The following is a 16267-nucleotide window of genomic DNA, read 5'->3' as shown; positions in this document are numbered from 1 at the left end:
TTAGCCCAATTAGAGTCGGTTTTACTGTAGATTACCCTGGTTGCGGCCGTGATTTTAGTGATTACGGTGGCGGTTTATTTTTGGTACTCCCGGAAAAATTCGAATAACTATTTGGAAAATAAGGAAATAGAGTTACGGTACTTTATTCAAAAACAGGTCGACTTCCGCGGCCAGACCACCGGGTACGAGTGCTTGCTGCGGCAACACAACGACGATGGGTCTTGGTCGTTGCCACAAAAGTTGGACTCATTACCCTTACAGCGAGTGATTTTTTTGCTGGAAGACACCTTCAAGGCCTTGCCGCGCGAAGACATCACCTTATCGATCAACCTGGAGTACGATCAAATTTTAAGTCCAGACTTCCATTACTTTGTGCGCTGGGCGATTTCAAAAATCACGCCGATGAATTTGGCGGTCGAGTATACGGCTAATGGCCAAGAGGGGCGCTTGAATCGGCGGTTATTTCTCAAACGCATTCGGGATGGTCGGGCGTATGGCATGCGCTTTGACGTGGATAACGTCGGGTCCAGCCTGGAAAATTTAAAGAACGTCAAGTGGCTCTTGCCACAGGTCGATTCGCTCAAGTGTTCCATGCGGAGCTTCAGGAAGGAAGATCCGTCCGTATGGTTGGATTTGAATTTGCAATATTGGAACCGGTTGTCCCAGGAGAATCACATCCAGTTGATCTTGATGGGTGTGGAGGACGAGGCGGACGAGCAACTCGCGGAACAGTTAAAGATTCGGGTCCGGCAGGGGTATCGCTTTGGGCGGCCGGCGAACCCACAGGAGGCAATGGATGACCAAAAAATCAGCAGCAAGTGAACATGATAGCGCCAAGGTGAAGCAACAATTGTATACCGACGTTTATTTTGAAAAGGGCCACTGGGGTCTGAAAATTTGGCAAACGTTGGTCGCCATCTTTGGCTGGATCTGCGTCATCGTGCCCGTGGTGATTACGGTCACGTCTTTTTGGGCCGCGTACGATCCGAAGATTCCTCACCTATGGTCGTACAATGAGGGGATTTTTGAAATCAAGTTTATTGGGATCATCCTGTTGTTTGCCTTTGTGATGGTCTGGCTGTTTGCCGTGGGGATGACGATCATTCAAAATCGTAAGCGTGACCGGGTCGTGGAACAGTGGCCGACGTTTAACCCCATCAATCAAAAGAAGCGGGAAACGGCCCTGGAAAAATTCATGGACGAGCGGTTTGGCGACGAAGAATTTCGCCACAACGTTCGGACCTACCAGGTTAAGCCCGAGCAAAACCTCGATACGGATCAGATTCACGACCTGTACGAGAAACACGATTTAAATGATTTGGATGACTAGGAGGTCCCATGTTTAACGTCTTTATTGATAGCATTTTAAAAGCGACACTGGGGCAGACCTTGCTGAACATTTTTCTGTTGATTCTCTGCCTGTACCCGGTAGTGGGCTCGTTCTTCTGGTTTGCGGGCGCACTGTCGTACCGCTTTTTTAAGACCAACAAGCGCGACTACGACTGGGAAAATATTCCGGTAGAGCAGCAACCCATGATCACCATCATGATTCCGGCGCATAACGAAGAGGTCATGATTGAAGAAACCATCACGTACCTGTTTGACCAGCTGAACTATGACAATTTTGAGGTGCTGGTGATGAACGACGGCTCCAGCGACGATACCGGGGCCATTATCAGCCGCCTGCAGGAAAAATATCCGCGGTTGCGGACCGTTGAAATTTTGAAAAATAAGGGCAAGGCCCACGCGTTTAACATCGGCATGTACTTTGCCAAGGGTGAATATATTCTGAGTAACGATGCCGACACGATTCCCGAACCCGATGCGTTGATGAAGTATATGAACTTTTTCATGCGCGACCGGGATATGAACACCTCCGCGGTGACCGCCAACATGGACGTGCAGAACCGGTCTAGTCTGCTAGGCAAGTCGCAAACGGTGGAGTTTACCAGTATCGTCGGGGTTATCAAGCGTAGCCAGACGGCCATCAACGACTCGATGTACGCGTACAGTGGGGCCAATACCCTGTATAAGAAGGACTTTCTGATTGATGTCGGCGGCTTCCGGCAGAACCGGGCCACGGAGGATATCAGTATCGCCTGGGACCACCAGATGATTGGCGCCGTACCGCGGTTCGCCCCGAACGTGATTTTCCATATGAACGTGCCGGAAACGATTCGGGACCTCTACAAGCAGCGGAAACGCTGGGCGCAGGGGGGCACCGAAGTCTGGCTGACCAATATTAAGAAATTTGTCTTTCATCCGATTCAGCACCGCTACCAGATTTCCATGTTCGTGGACTCCACGCTTTCCATCCTGTGGTCGTTCTTCTTCACGCTGACCTCGTTGTCATTCCTGGCGACGATGGCAATGTTCCTGTTTACCGGCAACTACGAGCGGGTCCTCCACGGCATCGTGATTTCATTTATCTTCGTGACCTTTGAAATCTTCGCCGGCTTCATGCAGCTGCTGGCGGCGCTACTGTTGGACCACCATGGCATCAAGCTCAAGTACATCCTGTTTGCGCCGCTGTACATGCTGTTTTACTGGATGGTCAACCCGATTACGGTCGTGATGACGTTCATCCCCGCCCTGAAAACGATCTTGGGCTTTGGCTCGGGCACCTGGGTCAGTCCAAAACGAAAGTCGTTGCAGAAAAAATAAGAGCGGAACCGGCTGCCTTTTTGGCGCACGTTTCGGCCATATAAAATAACGAACGAGTCTGGGGGAATTCTCAGGCTCGTTTTTACGTAAGACCGCAGCTCACCGCTTAGTATAACTAAATTTGTAAGACGTGGTGGGTTGCCGGGAGCGAGCACTATGGTACTGTTAGAGGAACAACAAATTTTCACGGCAGACAGGGAGGTCGTCACATGGATATTGATGAACATCAACGGTGGTTAGTGGACTTTTACAAGCAACGGAATTGGTATGATTACTCGCCCTTCATCCATTTAAATTTTTTGACGGAAGAGGTCGGTGAACTGGCGCGGGCGGTTCGGGCCATTGAGATTGGGCGCGACCATCCCGGTGAGGCGCACAAGTCGGCGGCCGTTTGGGAAGCGAACTTGCAAGAAGAGCTGGCGGACGTCTTGGATCAGGTGTTGATGGTCGCCAGTCAGTACGACGTCGACCCGCAGCAGCTGTTGCAGGCCAGCCAGGATAAGCTGACTAAACGATTTCACTCCGAAAAATAATTAAAACGAAAAAGCGTTAGCCAATGTCCCAGTGGGGATGGTGGCTAACGCTTTTGCTTACCGCCGTTCAATCGCGAGCAGAAACGGTGGCGTATGAATTTGATTGATAAAGCCATATTGCAGGACCTGATACGTCTTTTGCGGTAATGCCTGGCAGAAGTCCACCACGGCCTGGCGTTCTGTCGGGTCACCGGGGTGACCGGCATAGACGACCAGGATGATGCGGCCGCCACGAGACAGGTGGGGTAGCAGCGTTTTCACAGCGGCCAACGTGGTTTCCGGTCGGGTGATGACGGATTTGTCACCACCGGGCAGGTAGCCCAGGTTAAACACGGCCGCCGTGACGGGTTCGTCGGGCGCCAGGAACTCACCGACGTGTTCGTGGCCGGTGGCGTGGAGCTCGACCTGAGCGCCGAGGCCAGTCAAGGATAATTGCTGCTGAGTGGCGTCGAGGGCGGCCTGCTGAATGTCAAAGCCGATGACGCGACCGGTCTTGCCGACCAGGTTGGCGAGAAATAGGGTGTCGTGGCCCTGACCAACGGTGGCGTCGACCACGGTCATGCCGGGACCGACGATTTCAGTTAAAAGCGTATGACTATAAGTTAAGGCATTTGGTAAATTCATTTATAAAGCATCTCCGTAACGGGTTAAGAACCATTGGGTCAAAGTCAGGAGGACAAAGCCGAGCGACCAGCCACCAATCACGTCGGTCGGGTAGTGCACGCCCACGTAGATTCGCGTCAGGCCAATGATGACGATCCAGATACTTAGCAGGAGGGTCACCACCCAGCGAGAATTTTTATGCTGGCGCAACGACCAGCCCAGTAAAACAATCAGCGAGCCCCACAGGAGCATGGCCGTAATGGAATGACCGCTGGGAAAGCTGTAGGAGCTGGCACTGACGAGGCGGTCAACCGTGGGCCGTGGCCGTTGGACCAGGTGCTTGATCACGCTATTGCCGATACCTGCCCAGACCAGGACGTTGACTGCCAAAAACAGTGCGCCCCGATAACGCCGGAGAATCACTAAGGCGGCAAGCAGTAGTAGCGTGACCCAGGTCACGGGCTTGGGATTGCCGGAGTGAGTGATCCAGATAATGGCGTGCGTCAAGCCAGTGGGCAAGGGCTGCCGAATCCAGCCAATAATCAGCTGGTCAAACGCCTTGAGCCACGATTGCTGGAAGACAACGCCGAAAAGGTCAATCAAAAAGAGAATTCCCGCGGCCCAGGTAAAGCGCCAGCGGGTTTGTGAAATGGTCGTCAAAAAAGGAGACCTCCTGTGAAATAGAATCATGACGTGAAGAGCTGGCCAAGGCTGTTGCAAAGGCGTGGCCAGTCCTTTTGATAATAATTTCAGTATAGCACAGGGGGGTCACGAATAAGCGACTCAGTTGATTGCCTATTGAAAAATTAATATAAGGATGCGTCCTTAGTGTGATGAAGCTAATTGAACTGTGTTTTTCAGAAAGCCAGTAGAAAAAATGCAGTTCTAGTGCCCCAAACCAGTGTCCGCCGCAGGGTCGGTGAAAATGGGCTCAGCCGTGGGAATGGCTTTAGCGGCGGATTTAGCCGCTTAGGCCATTGCTGTCTTTGAGACGCACAGCGGCTCAAAGTAAGATGGAAGACCGCTCTATGGCTTCCACCGTGCGCCCACAGCGTCCCGGCCCATTTTCACCGTCCCGGAGGCACTGGTTTGGGAGGCGGAATCTCTGGAAGCCGGAGTCGGTAGTTTCCGTTATTTCAAATAGAATTATTCGCGGAAATGCCGGGGTGGCCCTTGCTTTTCGCGAAGGGGTTTGCTAAGATGAAAACAATCTGATTAAGCAAAGACGTTGATGAGAAGTAGTACTTTGACGGGGTATTCAGCAAGCGGATGGTCGCTGTGAATCCGTTACCCGGTCGGACGAACTTGTCTCGGAGTCTTCTCCGCTGCAAAGTGGGCGTTTGGCGACGTTATCAGCCGTTAATGAGCCTCGGTACAAGACCGGGGAAATGTAGGTGGTACCGCGCTGACACGCCCTACAGAAGCTGAATTTTGGGCTTCTGGGGGCTTTTTTTGTGGCTCAACGTTGAAATTGAGAAAGGGAGCGAACGATTTGGCATACGAACACCAAATAATTGAACGCAAATGGCAACATTACTGGCGGGTCAATGAAACATTTAAGACCTCTGACAATCAAAGCAAACCGAAGTATTACGTGATGGATATGTTCCCATACCCTTCAGGTCAAGGACTCCACGTGGGTCATCCCGAAGGTTACACGGCGACCGACATCATGGCCCGCTTGAAGCGGATGCAAGGCTTCAACGTCTTGCACCCAATGGGCTGGGACGCTTTCGGCCTGCCCGCTGAACAGTACGCCTTGAAGACGGGGCACAACCCCAAGGACTTCACCGCACACAACATCAAGAATTTCAAACGCCAAATCCGCTCACTTGGGTTCTCTTACGACTGGAGCCGCGAGGTCAACACGACTGATGAATCCTTCTACAAGTGGACGCAGTGGATCTTTGAACAAATGTACAAAAAGGGTCTGGCTTACGAAGATAAGATCATGGTCAACTGGGCGCCTGATTTCATGGGTGGTACCGTTGTGGCCAACGAAGAAGTTGTCGATGGGAAGACGGAACGGGGTGGCTATCCCGTTTACCGCGTCCCAATGCGGCAATGGGTGCTGAAAATCACGGCCTACGCTGACCGTTTGTTGGATGACTTGGACGACCTGGATTGGCCGGACAGCATCAAGGAAATGCAACGTAACTGGATCGGCCGTTCCGAAGGGGCCAGCGTCTTCTTCCCCGTTGCTGGGCAGGAAGATACCAAGGTCGAAGTCTACACGACGCGTCCTGACACGTTGTTTGGTGCGACCTACATGGTTCTGGCACCAGAACATGCCTTGGTTGAAAAAATCACGACACCGGAACATGCCGATGAGGTCAAGGCTTACCAACAAGCCATTGACAGCAAGTCTGACCTGGAACGGACTGATTTGAACAAGGACAAGACCGGGGTCTTCACTGGGGCCTACGGAATCAACCCAATGAGCGGCGAGAAATTGCCAATCTGGATCGGGGATTACGTGTTGTCTTCCTACGGGACTGGGGCCATCATGGCCGTGCCTGCGCATGACGACCGGGACAACGAATTTGCTCAGAAATTCAATCTGCCAATCGTGCAAGTGATTGCTGGGGATGACGATACCGACGTGCAAACCGCTGCCTACACGGGCGATGGCAAGCACATCAACTCCGACTTCCTAAATGGGTTAAACAAGAAGGATGCCATCGCTGCGGCCATTGACTGGCTTGAGGAACACAAGGCTGGCCACAAGAAGGTCAACTTCCGCTTGCGCGATTGGATCTTCTCCCGTCAACGCTACTGGGGTGAACCAATTCCTGTCATTCATTGGGAAGATGGCGAGACCACGTTGGTTCCCGAAGACGAATTGCCATTGAAGCTGCCAGCAGCTAAGCAACTCGAACCTTCTGGGACCGGTGAAAGTCCGCTGGCTAACCTGGATGACTGGGTCAACGTCGTGGATGAAAATGGTCGTAAGGGTAAACGTGAAACCAACACCATGCCACAATGGGCTGGGAGTTCATGGTACTTCTTGCGTTACATCGATCCACACAACGATAAGGCCATTGCCGACCCTGAAAAGCTGAAATACTGGATGCCAGTCGACCTCTACATTGGTGGGGCCGAACATGCCGTACTGCATTTGCTGTACGCCCGGTTCTGGCACAAGTTCCTGTACGACCTCGGTGTCGTGCCAACCAAGGAGCCTTTCCAAAAGCTGGTTAACCAAGGGATGATCCTCGGGACCAACCACGAAAAGATGTCCAAGTCCAAGGGCAACGTCATCAACCCCGACGAAATCGTCGATAAGGTTGGGGTCGACACCCTGCGTCTGTACGAAATGTTCATGGGGCCACTGGAAGCTTCCAAGCCATGGAGTACGGAAGGTATCAACGGTTCCAAGCGTTGGCTCGACCGCGTTTGGCGTCTGTTGATCGACGACAACAACCATCTGCGTGACCGGGTCACGATGATCAACGATGGCACGTTGGATAAGATCTACAACCAAACCGTTAAGACGGTGAGTGAAGACCTTGAAGCCATGCGCTTCAACGTGGCCATTTCACAATTGATGGTCTTCGTCAACGAAGCCTACAAGGCCGACAGCCTACCATTGATCTACATGGAAGGTTTCGTCAAGATGATTTCTCCAATCGTTCCCCACATTGCCGAAGAACTTTGGGCCTTGATGGGTCACGACGACACGATTTCCTACGCCAAGTGGCCAACGTACGATGCCAAGCAATTGGTTGAAGACGTGGTCGAAATGGTCGTTCAGGTCAACGGTAAGGTCCGGGCTCACTTGAAGGTGGCCAAGGACGCTACTAAGGATGACATCGAAGCCCAAGCTTTGGCTGATGAGACGGTTAAGACCCATACGGATGGCAAGACGGTTCGGAAGGTCATTGTCGTTCCCGGCAAGCTCGTCAACATCGTCGCCAACTAAAGGCAACATCTGCGAGTCGCTTCGCCGGTCAGACACTCCGGCTGGTGGGGCACGCCCGAAGCCACAGGGCGGTCTTCGGACTCGCTTTGAACTCTCGAAAATCACGAGATTTCAAAGGCGTCCCGTTCTGTAAGGCCGAATAAAGCAGCGGCCAAACAGAACCGACACCAGACTCCGTATCTGACCGACTTCAGCTGCAGGTAGCGTTGCCTTATTGGAGACACTTGTCCGTGCGACTGGTGGTTTCGGATAGGTTAAAGTTAAATTAGCGATAAGATAAGCCATTTGAAAACTTAAGTGTCAGTCACTTTCCTAATCGAAGGTGGCTGGCACTTTTTATTTGGCATGGGGAATTTGATGTGGATAATGAAGGGCGTCAATGCAGATGTTCTGCTTGACTGTGGGGCAATAAGGAGGGGTTCAGAATGTGGCGAAGGTTGAAGATTCTTAGTCGCTTTGAATTGCGACAAACCTGGGATGAAAAAGCGATTCTCTTTTACACGTTGGTTGCGCCCACGATTTACTTTGTGATTGCGACCGTTAGTTCCGGTGGTCATCCATTTGGCCTACACAACGTGGCATACCAATTACTGGGGTACTGGGCCTACATCGTTCTGGTTGGTGTGCTGAACGGCTTTCAGTTTGGGCTGATTGGGATGCGGGAGAGTAACTTTCTAAAAATGTTTACGATTATTGCCGGGGACAAGCGGTTGATTTTCTATAGCAATCTGGCGGTCCAAATTGTGTTTATTCAGGTTGAAATCGTGGTGTTTGACGTCATCGTACTGCTGTTAAATCCGGCCTCACTGAGCCTGGTACCCCTGATGGTGGGGGGATTCTTCATGAATTTCCTGTTGATTCCGATTGTGTCCGGCTTCACGAACTTTATCTTGGTGCTGCCAATCAAGCTCAACGTGGTGTCTCTCATGACGATGGGATATATTTTCCTGGGGATGCTGCTGATCAATCTGCCGTTCAACCCGGATTCGGCATTGGGTATCGTCTTGACGGCCCTGAATCCCTGCAGTTATATGATTGTGGCGTACGGGATGCTGTTTAATTTGGTGGGGTCGGCGACCGGACTGATGCTGGGCGTGCTAGGCGTCGTGGCCCTGTTCTACTTGGTCGTGGGCTTCTATCCGGTCCGGCACATGAAGCTACAGTCGTACACCAGTCGCTATTAGGAGGCGCACCATGCAAATTGAAAATTTTTCGTACCAGTTACCCGATGGTCGCCAACTATTTGATCATTTAACGGCGACGTTTGAACTGGGCAAACTTAATATTTTATTAGGTGTGAATGGCGTAGGCAAAACGACCCTCCTCGACTTGATTGCCGGAGTCAGCGAGCAACGCCACTTACCCTTCACCGGCTTTCCACCCATGCAGCGGATTGCTTATCAAATGCAGGGCGCGCCGTTCACCGGGACTGCCACGGTTTTTGAGACGATTAAAATGATGGCGGATCTGGATCGACCATCAGAGAATTTTCAAGTCGACCAGTTACCCGCGAATCTTCAGGTGATTGCCCAAACGCGACTGAAGGATCTGTCTGGGGGCCAGCGACAGTTGGTCTTGTTGGCGGGCGTTTGCCAGCTGGAACGCGACCTGTATTTGTTCGATGAGCCCGAAAGCGGACTGGACGTGAAAGTGGCCGTGGCGGTTATTGATCAGATCAAACAGTTGGTTGCGCGGGGTAAGACCGTCATCATGACGACCCACCAGTTTCGCAATCTGCCAACGGAAAACGTCCACGTCTTGGTTTTGGCGGGCCAGTGCATCGCGTTTAGTGGGAGTCCGGCCGAGCTGATGGCCGAGACCGACGCTGAGACGCTGGAAGATGCTTATTTGAAAACGGATGCCTAAAGATTGGGGGAGGCACAGCGATGATGCAAGATTCAAAGAGAGTGTTTATGACATTGTCGGCCACGGAATTGGCACAAATTGATTTATTGATCGACCAGGGAATCGTGCACTCGCGCACGGAATTCATCCAGCGAGCCATCAAGCAGGAACTACTGGCCAACCGGGCCATCATCCAAACGGTTAACGCGGAAACGTTTCATGGCCGCTCGTTGGAAACGCTGGTCGGCAACTACACGTACACCGATGAAGACATCAACGACCGTCTGCGGCGGAAGGGTGCCAGTCAGCTGTTCATCGTCGGGCGGCTGGACCTGACGCAGATTCGCCAGGAGGATAACCTGTTTCGGGCCATTAAGTCGTTGACGGTCGTCGGCAAGTTGGTGGCTAGTGCCTCGATTCAGGCGCATTATGAGGACTAGCAAAAAGGGTGATGACCCAGCCAACCGGCCCAGTCATCACCCTTTAGTGTATGCAATTGGTTAAACGATTTGTGGACGCCTCCGGGCTGGTGAAAATTGCGCCAGAACGCGGTGCTGTCCGTTCCCGGCGGCGAGCTCAAAGCGCCCTGCTGTGGGGTCGGTTCCAGCCGAGGGGCGGGCTTCCACCTTAACTTTGAGCCGAAGGGCGGTCTCAAAGGTTGCCCCATGGGCTAGGCTGGGAAAGAACCCCAGCCAAGTCCATCGACACAGCTGGTCACTTTGGCCCGCCTCTGGTCACTAACATCTACCGGATTGCCTCATTTTCACCAGTCCTGCGGCTGACATTGGTTTAACCCGTGGATTGCTTACCCGTCATTACTGTTTGGAAGTTGTCACCGTAATGTAGGTGTTGTCTCCAAAACGAAAAGATGAAGATAAGCGAAACGTCGGGGTTAAGCCAGTCTAAGCCGTGAGGACGACAAAAATGGACTCAGCCGTGGGAATTAAAAAAGCGGCTAGCCGCTTCTTTAATTGGTGATTTTGAGACACGATTCTGTGGCTCAAAACAAGCTAGAAGACCGATTTTTGGCTTCTAGCGTCCTGCCCACCGCGTTCCGGTCCATTTTTGTCGTCCGGTAAGGCGAAGTCAAAGGCTTAACGCCGGCGGTGACGGACGAAGGTGAAGAAATGCAGGATGCTAGCCAGCAGCACGTAAAAGATCACCACAAACGTTGCGTACGTCAGCCAGAATTTGCCAGCCGCAAAGACCCCGAACCACCAGGCTTGTAGGCCCATGGTGATCAGCGCCATGATGGCAATCATAAAGAATAAGAGTATGTAGCGTTTCAACGTATTATCATCCTTTCGTGGCCGGTCAGCGATTTTCTTACCCCAGCGCTGGCATTCGGCAATTTTTTCTGGTCGGGGCGCGTGAGTCCCCCAGGTTCCGGTGCCGACAAATTCGCCGACCTTGATCAGACCGGCCCCGGTTAAGATGCGGTCAATCGTAACGAAGGTCTGGTCGGTGATGCCGGTGAAGAAGTTCTCCGTGGAACTGATGAAACAGGTGGTCATGCTTAAGTAATGTTTATCCTTATATTTACCGGGTAGTGTGTCGGCCACGGAATTCATTTTGACTAAACGGAACCGCATGCAGTCAAAGAACTGCTTCATCACGCCGGACATGCCGCCCCAATAGGTTGGTGCGCAGACAATCCAGAAGTCACTGGCCGCCATCTTGGCCTCAATTTCATCCAACGCCGGGCAGGCCTGTTCCTTGGTGTCCGGGTAAATGTCGTAGTCCCGAAGAAACACGGTCTCCACCTCGGCCGAAGCGGGCAAGGCATCTAACACGGCCTGCAAATAGCCGGCGGTGATGCCTTGCCGCTCGTGACTGCCTAACAATGCTAAATAACGCAAACAAATCGCCTCACTTATCACTCATTCTTAGCGCAATAAAAAAGTCGTCACACTAAGTCATTCACAGGATAAGTATACCGCATTTGGAAACGGATAATCCTCTGAAAGACTGACTTAGCAGGCGATAAGGCGGTTTCACTATGACAATTTTCACTCAGATTCAAGGTAGGAGGTCGTCATCACTATTCGGTAGTGGACTATTAGTGAACAACATTGTCGGCCGATGACGAGTTTATGAGTACACGCTAGTGAAAATGCGTGGTCGATGTCAGTGACCAGAGGCGGGCCAAAGTGACCAGCTGTGTCGATGGTCTTGGCTGGGGGTCTTTCTCAGCCTAGAGCATGGGACGACCTGAGAGACTGGTGATTTTCCAGGCTTTCAGGCGAGGTGGAAGCCCGCCCCTCAGGCTGGAACCGTTCCCCACAGCAGGGCACTTTGAGCCCGCCGCCGGGAACGGCAAGCCAGAGCCCCCATTTTCACCAGCGTAAAAAAATAAACCCCGTCGGCCAACTGGCTAACAGGGGAGAAGCAAACGCTAAAGAATTTCAGTTAAAATAGCAAAGAACCGATGACTGACAACGGCTTCTTGGCCGCTCTTAGAAAGTTGATAGTTTAATAAATGCCGATCGAATTCGTGGAAGAAGACGTTGGCCATTGTTTGATAATCACTATCATTCGTCTGATCAATACGCTTAAAGCTGCGCCACGTGGAATAAATTAACTGGGCATCTGGAATCGATGCTAACTCTGGGAAGTGGGCCCGAATACTCTTGGTCATCGTTACGACCTGTTTTGCTCGTTCTGGTGACATCTGCATCTTCGGTGCTGCGCTGGAACCAGCTGTTGCCTGCGTCATGTTGGCATTCCTCCTTGAATAATTACTGTTTCTCGACTAATTCAAGCATACCACTGTTAGTGGCATCCGGTAAGCAAGATGCTGAGAAACTGCCAATAATCACGAAATCTTTACCGAAACCTGATATTTACCAGGGAAATCCTATGGTATAATGTTTGTTTGATTAGCTCGGCCATTTTCGGGTCGGGACAAACGATGAATTTTGAAATTTTAGAAATTGAAAGTAGGGTGTCAAATGGCGGCAAGGTCAAATCAAACCGGAAACCAAGGAAGTGCGCAAGACCAGATGGTTGCCGGGTCGGCGTGGATGACGGCCGGGAGTATTTTTTCTCGGATTCTCGGCGCCGTGTACATTATTCCCTGGAACATCTGGTTCGGTGCATTTTATCTACAGGGTAACGCGCTCTATGGGAAGGGTTATAACATCTATAGTTTCTTCCTGATTGCGGCGATTGCGGGGGTACCTTCGGCGATTGCCAAGCAGGTGGCCCATTACAATGCCTTAAATGAATACGGCATTAGTGTCCGGTTGTACAAACGGGGGCTGGAAATTGCGATTGTCACCGGGATCTCCATCGCGCTGCTGATGTACTTTGGGGCGCCGCTCTTTACCGGGGGCGATGCGCACCTGGTACCCGTCCTGCACTCACTGGCCTGGGCCATCCTAATCATCCCCACGATGAGTTTGACGCGGGGGTATTTCCAAGGCTTCCAGCAAATGGCGCCGTCAGCGATTTCCCAATTTGTGGAACAGCTGGTCCGGGTCGCCTACATGCTGATCACGGCCTTCATTATCATGCGGGTCTTGAATGGAAACTGGGTCACGGCCGTGTCGCAATCCACCTTTGCGGCGGCCATCGGGGCCCTGGGTGGCCTGCTGATCCTGGGCGTCTACTACTGGCGTCGGCGGCATTATTTCCGCGACTTAGTAGCCAACAGTAACAACGAGTTAGTGGTGCCCGCCAATCAATTGTATAAGGAAATTATTGCCCAAGCCGTGCCGTTTATCGTTCTAGGGGCCGGCATTACCATCTTCCAATTGATTGACCAGTACACCTTTGCGCCCATCATGCACATGGCCGGTACCTACACGGACGCCCACCTGAACGACTTATTCGCGTTGTTCGGGGTTAACGCCAACAAATTAATTATGATTACCATTTCACTCGCGTCGGCCTTGGCCGTGACGGTCGTGCCGTTACTGTCCGAGTCGTATACGCGGGGGAATAAGTCTGAAATTTCTGCGCAACTATCCAACGCGTTTTTGATGTTTGAATTCGTCATGATTCCTAGTGCGTTGGGGATGGCTGCCATTGCTGGCCCGCTGAACCTGGTCTTCTATGGTCGGTCGCATGCCGCACTGGCCGCTTCCATCCTGGCTTTCTCGTCATATCTGTCGATTTTGCTGGGCCTGTACACGGTGGTTTCCGCGCTGATGCAGGGGATTTCGCAAAATAAACGCGCGGTCCGGTACTTCTTAGTTGGGACCGTCGTGAAATTTATTGTCCAGTGGCCGCTGGTTTACTTCTTTGGGGCCTTTGGACCATTGATTGCGACCGGGATTGGTTTCACCGTGACCTGTTACCTGATTATCCATTCACTCGATGTCCAATTTGGGATTAACTTTGCCCACATTGCCAAGAAAACGAATGGGATTCTGTTGACCTCAATCGGCACCTACGTATTGGCCCGATTCGTGGCCTGGGTAGGGGCCTTCAGCGGCAGTCAGGGCCGGGGCGTCAACTTCTTGATTGTGATGGTTGCGGTCATCGTGGCCGGTTATTTCTACGTGTACGTCGTTCTGCGAACCCGATTAGCGGATTCCATCTTGGGCCCACGAATTGCTGGGCTGCGGCGACGGTTGCACATTCGTTAGAGGAGGCAAAGTGCGATGAACATTGAACGTTACTTAACGGAACATCGTCAGGGCACCCCGGGCCAGATTTTCCGCTTACTTCGGCAGGGTCGGGTCACCGTCAACGACTTGGTAGTGGACTCGCCCCGTGAAAACGTGGTGGCGACCGACCAAGTCCGCGTCGATGGGCTAGCGGTCACGGGCCGGCAGCCCCAGTATCTGGTGTTTAATAAGCCGGTGGGATTCGTTTTGAACCTGGAGCCGACCAGTCAACGGAGTTTGGGCAGCCTGCTCAACGCGCTGGACCAGCAGCGCTCACTCAAAGCCTTGGCAGATTTGCCCAAGGAAGCGGTGGGCCTGGTCGTGGCCAGTGACGATGAACACTTCTTAGCAGACGTGACGGCGCAGAAGTGGGACAGCACGCTGCAGGTCAGTCTGAGCGGGACAACGGTGCCGACACTGACAACAAATGCGGCGTTCAAGCAGGTCAGCTCAAGCGTGGACCAGGTGCACCAGAGTGTGACGCTGACGCTGGTAACCAGCGAAGTGCCGGCAGGAATTGCGGCGTTGACCGCCTTGCCTGGCGTGAACGGTCCCGTCAGTCGCACGGCACTCGGTCCCTTAGCGTTGCCGGTGGATCTACCGGTCGGCACGTACCGCGGACTCTTCGCCGAGGAAATTGATGCGGTGGGCTCGTTGGAAAAGATTGCGACACAGAATTAAACTTAAAAATGACAAAAATAGGACTGATTAGCGATTCCCTGGGGAAGGCTGATTAGTCCTTTTCTGTATACATTGATTTTGAGACTAGTGTTACTTGATACAGAGAATGGATTGTTGATGGACTAGTTTAGTGTTGATTGGACAAAACAGCGTAACCTATTAGGATGTTGATAATTAACGGTACTACGTCAGTGACCAGAGGCGGGCCAAAGTGACCAGCTGTGTCGATGGTCTTAGCTGAGTGATTTTCTCAGCTTAGCCCATGGGACGACCTTTGCGACCGTTTCTCAGGCGCAAAGTCGAGGTGGAAGACCGCCCCTCAGTCTGGAACCGGCCCCACAGCAGGGCACTTTGAGCCCGCCGCCGGGAACGGACAGCCACGCACACAGTTACTTAGCTTCATGTAGTTTCATAAACGTGGGGAGGGCCGCTGCAATCTGGCTAGGCAACACCACGTACTGCGTCTGTGCCAGCTTTTCAGCGATGGCGCTGTGGCTGTAGACCGCGGCACAAACGGCCGGGTCCGCGGGATGAAACTGCGCCACAAAGCCGCCAATCATCCCCGCAAGGGTGTCGCCCATGCCACCGGTCGCTTGAGCGGGCGTGCCCAGTGGATTGACGTAGGTCTGGTCCGCCGTGTAAATTTCAGTCCGGTGGGATTTGACCACCACCGTGGCGTGTAACTGATCCACGGCGGCCCGATTGGCGGCTACCGTTTGGTCCGCAATGGCGATACCGCTGAGTCGTTGCCATTCCATTTGGTGGGGCGTGAAAATCAGGTGGGCTTGCGGCAATGACAGATGGTCTTGAGCGACTAACGTGATGGCCGACCCGTCGATCACCACCGTCTGCTCGGGTGTCACGGCACTGAAGACGTTGGCCAAGACGGCCTGCGCCTGGTTGTCCGTTCCGAGGCCGGGGCCAATGACCACCACGTCGGTGCCCTTGATCAGCGACTGCGTTTGGGCAAAGTCCGTGATGTCCGCGAACATGGCCTCGGGTAGTCGCGCGTGTAGGCTACCCTGATTGCTGGCGTCGGTGATGGTCGTGACCAGCCCGGCACCGGCGTACACGGCCGCGGCACTCGCCATTAGGATGGCACCGCCAAAGTTGCGGTTGCCGCCAATCAGCGTGATGCGGCCATAGGTGCCCTTGTAGCTGTCAGTTGGACGCTGGCGAATCGTTTCGGTTAAAATTTTATCGGTTAAAGTTTCCATATGAGTGGGCCTCCTCGTTCACCATTTTAGTATAGCACGGCCGGTCGTAGGCGCACGTGTCAAATCAACCGGAACAGCGCCCAGCTACTTCACCGAGTGAATTGTAAATTTACACCATGAAATCGGCTTACAATTGCGGGGTGGTATGCTAAAATTGACGGTAGGTCACTGAATGAACATTGCGGCAAT

At 52.7% G+C, this 16267-nt stretch carries 15 protein-coding genes; 10 read left to right on the top strand and 5 right to left on the bottom strand.

Annotation, left to right across the window (positions count from 1 at the left end):
- Positions 1–30 precede the first annotated feature (30 nt).
- The 4 genes from JUF13_RS07285 (at position 31) to JUF13_RS07270 (ending at position 3197) form a co-directional block, all read left to right on the top strand.
- Entirely contained in the window at positions 31–822 is a 792-nt protein-coding gene (locus JUF13_RS07285; protein ID WP_236002686.1) for an EAL domain-containing protein, read from the top strand.
- A complete protein-coding gene (locus JUF13_RS07280; protein WP_203638838.1) occupies positions 797–1330 on the top strand; it encodes a hypothetical protein in 534 nt (177 codons plus the stop codon). The genes JUF13_RS07285 and JUF13_RS07280 overlap by 26 nt, the downstream gene beginning before the upstream one ends.
- A gap of 8 nt (positions 1331–1338) precedes the next feature.
- Entirely contained in the window at positions 1339–2664 is a 1326-nt protein-coding gene (locus tag JUF13_RS07275; RefSeq protein WP_203638836.1) for a glycosyltransferase family 2 protein, read from the top strand.
- A gap of 209 nt (positions 2665–2873) precedes the next feature.
- Complete coding sequence (locus JUF13_RS07270) at positions 2874–3197, top strand: MazG nucleotide pyrophosphohydrolase domain-containing protein (protein WP_203638834.1); 324 nt, start codon at positions 2874–2876, stop codon at positions 3195–3197.
- 57 nt (positions 3198–3254) lie between these two features.
- On the opposite strand, the gene mnmM is transcribed toward JUF13_RS07270, so the two are convergent.
- Together mnmM and JUF13_RS07260 are read right to left on the bottom strand one after the other, a co-directional pair.
- Entirely contained in the window at positions 3255–3821 is a 567-nt protein-coding gene (mnmM, locus tag JUF13_RS07265; protein WP_203638832.1) for a tRNA 5-(aminomethyl)-2-thiouridylate-methyltransferase MnmM, read from the bottom strand.
- The gene (locus tag JUF13_RS07260; RefSeq protein ID WP_203638830.1) at positions 3822–4460 is read right to left on the bottom strand and encodes a phosphatase PAP2 family protein; all 639 of its coding nucleotides are present in this window, start codon (positions 4458–4460) and stop codon (positions 3822–3824) included.
- Positions 4461–5292: 832 nt separating this feature from the next.
- Between JUF13_RS07260 and leuS the strand changes: the two genes are divergently transcribed.
- The 4 genes from leuS (at position 5293) to JUF13_RS07240 (ending at position 10007) form a co-directional block, all read left to right on the top strand.
- Complete coding sequence (gene leuS, locus JUF13_RS07255) at positions 5293–7722, top strand: leucine--tRNA ligase (RefSeq protein WP_203638828.1); 2430 nt, start codon at positions 5293–5295, stop codon at positions 7720–7722.
- Positions 7723–8147: 425 nt separating this feature from the next.
- The gene (locus JUF13_RS07250; protein WP_203638826.1) at positions 8148–8906 is read left to right on the top strand and encodes a hypothetical protein; all 759 of its coding nucleotides are present in this window, start codon (positions 8148–8150) and stop codon (positions 8904–8906) included.
- Positions 8907–8916: 10 nt separating this feature from the next.
- A complete protein-coding gene (locus JUF13_RS07245; RefSeq protein ID WP_203638824.1) occupies positions 8917–9588 on the top strand; it encodes an ATP-binding cassette domain-containing protein in 672 nt (223 codons plus the stop codon).
- A gap of 20 nt (positions 9589–9608) precedes the next feature.
- Positions 9609–10007: a ribbon-helix-helix domain-containing protein gene (locus tag JUF13_RS07240; protein WP_203638822.1), complete on the top strand. Its 399-nt coding sequence runs from the start codon at positions 9609–9611 to the stop codon at positions 10005–10007.
- Positions 10008–10661: 654 nt separating this feature from the next.
- Here JUF13_RS07240 and JUF13_RS07235 read toward each other — a convergent pair.
- Together JUF13_RS07235 and JUF13_RS07230 are read right to left on the bottom strand one after the other, a co-directional pair.
- Positions 10662–11426 (bottom strand): flavodoxin family protein, encoded by a 765-nt coding sequence (locus JUF13_RS07235; protein ID WP_203638821.1) that lies wholly within the window; start codon positions 11424–11426, stop codon positions 10662–10664.
- A gap of 536 nt (positions 11427–11962) precedes the next feature.
- A complete protein-coding gene (locus tag JUF13_RS07230; protein WP_125765809.1) occupies positions 11963–12283 on the bottom strand; it encodes a hypothetical protein in 321 nt (106 codons plus the stop codon).
- A gap of 235 nt (positions 12284–12518) precedes the next feature.
- On the opposite strand from JUF13_RS07230, the gene JUF13_RS07225 reads away from it, so the two are divergent.
- Both JUF13_RS07225 and JUF13_RS07220 read left to right on the top strand, forming a co-directional pair.
- Positions 12519–14159 carry a putative polysaccharide biosynthesis protein gene (locus JUF13_RS07225; RefSeq protein ID WP_203638820.1) on the top strand — a complete coding sequence of 547 codons (1641 nt, stop codon included), beginning with the start codon at positions 12519–12521 and terminating at the stop codon, positions 14157–14159.
- 15 nt (positions 14160–14174) lie between these two features.
- Positions 14175–14861 carry a 16S rRNA pseudouridylate synthase gene (locus JUF13_RS07220; protein WP_203638819.1) on the top strand — a complete coding sequence of 229 codons (687 nt, stop codon included), beginning with the start codon at positions 14175–14177 and terminating at the stop codon, positions 14859–14861.
- A gap of 389 nt (positions 14862–15250) precedes the next feature.
- On the opposite strand, the gene JUF13_RS07215 is transcribed toward JUF13_RS07220, so the two are convergent.
- Complete coding sequence (locus JUF13_RS07215; RefSeq protein ID WP_203638818.1) at positions 15251–16078, bottom strand: NAD(P)H-hydrate dehydratase; 828 nt, start codon at positions 16076–16078, stop codon at positions 15251–15253.
- Positions 16079–16267 lie beyond the last annotated feature (189 nt).

The organism is Levilactobacillus wangkuiensis, from assembly GCF_016861605.1.
GTDB classification, from domain to species: domain Bacteria; phylum Bacillota; class Bacilli; order Lactobacillales; family Lactobacillaceae; genus Levilactobacillus; species Levilactobacillus wangkuiensis.
This window is presented reverse-complemented; position numbering and strand designations above follow the sequence as displayed.